Source organism: Kitasatospora sp. NPDC093558 (assembly GCF_040683475.1).
Taxonomy (GTDB): domain Bacteria; phylum Actinomycetota; class Actinomycetes; order Streptomycetales; family Streptomycetaceae; genus Kitasatospora.
In genome coordinates this window covers 1-1823 of sequence record NZ_JBFBDY010000988.1, presented here as the reverse complement: position 1 = coordinate 1823, position 1823 = coordinate 1, and the positions used below count along the sequence as shown (strand labels likewise).

The following is a 1823-nucleotide window of genomic DNA, read 5'->3' as shown; positions in this document are numbered from 1 at the left end:
GGTCGACGGCGTCCCCAGGCCCGGCGCCGCGGCCAAGACCCTGCCGGCCGGCCCCGGCGACCGGCCTTGAACGCCGGCGGGACGCGTCACCCGAGGGCCGCGGCGAGGTCGGGGAGGTAGCCGGCGAGGAAGCCCAGGTCGGTGGCGGGGGAGACGCTCCGGTGCCGTGCGGCCGTGAGCGGGTCGTCCCACTCCTCCGCAGGGGACGTTCGGCGTGCTCGGGTGTACGGAAACGAGCGGGAACCCGCCCGACTGTTGCCAGCGCCCGCAGGTGCTGCGAGCCTGTTCGAGGCGGCGCTGCTGCGCGTTCGAACCGCACCGTCCCGGCCGGGGCTTCGAAGTCACCTCCAGTACGAGTTCCAGTACGAAGGGATGACCATGCGTTTTACCAGGACACTCGCCGGTATCGGCGGCCTCGTCCTCGCTGCGACCACGGCAGTGGCAGGAGCCGCCTCTCCCGGCTACGCGAGCGCGCCGACGGCATCGCGCGCCGAGCAGCAGAACACCTGCACGTACACCCTGCCCGGCGCGAACCCGACCGAGGCCACGGTCACCGTGGACTGCTCCCCGGCCGCCGCTCACGCGGGCGTGAGGGCGGACGGCAGCGGTTCGGTGCACGACAGCGGACCGGATCGGCTGGCGACCCCGCCCGACTCGATGTGCACGGGTGACGGCCGTGGCTCCGGCTGGTACGGGATCGCACCCGGCAGCCCCACCAACGGCGGCGTGGCGAACGACCTGTGGCTCGACGCCACGCACTCGGCCCAGAACGCCCAGGTGCAGGTGTGGCCCGGCAACGGCACCAACGCCCAGCAGTGGTGCTTCCGTTACGCCGGGAACGGAGCGTTCTACGTCATGGCCGACTACGCCCTCTACACCTCCTGCCTGGACGTCGCCGACGGGGACTACAACAACTACACGGGCGGCCTGCGCGTCAACGCCTACAACTGCGCCGGCAACCCGGGCGGCGGCAGGGCCAAGAACCAGCTGTGGTACGTGTGCTATCGCGACCAGCCGAACACCTTCAGCCTGGAACCGGCCTTCGCGGCGAACTCGTCCGTGTGGCTGGACGTGTGGGGAGGCCCCGGCCCGCAGGCGTTCGTGCCGGGCAACCCGCTCCAGGTCTGGTGGGGCAACGGCGCCGACAACCAGCGCTTCACGGTGTTCACGTCGCCCGGCAGCGCTCCGAGCAGCCTGTCGTACACCGGCGGGATTCCCGGCTGCTGACGGAGTCCCGGGGGAACGGCGCCCGGTGTTCCGGACGCACGGGTGGGGCGGCGGGCGACCGCGGCCCCACCCTTCACCGGCCTCCGGCCGTCACCCGAGGGCCTCGGCGAGGTCGGGGAGGTAGCCGGCGAGGAAGCCCAGGTCGGTGGCGCGGGCGTACTCAGGATGCTCGCGCCAAAGGGGGAGGCGCTCCAGTGCCGTGCGGCCGTAGTAGCCGCCACCCCGCACATGCGGGACGGCACCGGGCTCGCCGGGCCAGTGCGGGTCGGCCGCCGCGAGCGGCAGGCACCGTTCGAAGAGCCGGTGGCAGACCTGCAGTCCCCGGCGCATCACCACGTGGTACGGCTCGTCGGCGCCGATCGGGTAGGGCTCGCGGGCCAGGACGGGGCCGGTGTCGATGCCCTCGTCGACGCGGTGGAGCGTGGCGGCGAACTGCGCCTCGCCGTCCAGCATGGCGTACACCAGGGCGACTTCGGGCATCCCGCGGTAGGCCGGGAGGGGGCCGTGGTGGACGTTGAGGACGCGCAGCCCGGTGGACAGCACCGGGGCCCGGAAGATCATCCGGTTGTTGACCGACCAGACCAGCCCGTCCGTGC

Annotated in this window: 2 protein-coding genes; one reads left to right on the top strand and one right to left on the bottom strand. The window is 72.9% G+C overall.

Annotated features, from left to right (window positions below; genetic code table 11):
• Positions 1-372 precede the first annotated feature (372 nt).
• A complete protein-coding gene (locus tag AB0O00_RS37695) occupies positions 373-1227 on the top strand; it encodes an RICIN domain-containing protein (RefSeq protein WP_363659204.1) in 855 nt (284 codons plus the stop codon).
• 90 nt (positions 1228-1317) lie between these two features.
• Here AB0O00_RS37695 and AB0O00_RS37690 read toward each other — a convergent pair.
• Positions 1318-1823 (bottom strand): formyltransferase family protein (locus tag AB0O00_RS37690; protein ID WP_363659203.1); only part of this gene is annotated, 506 nt, incomplete at its 5' end.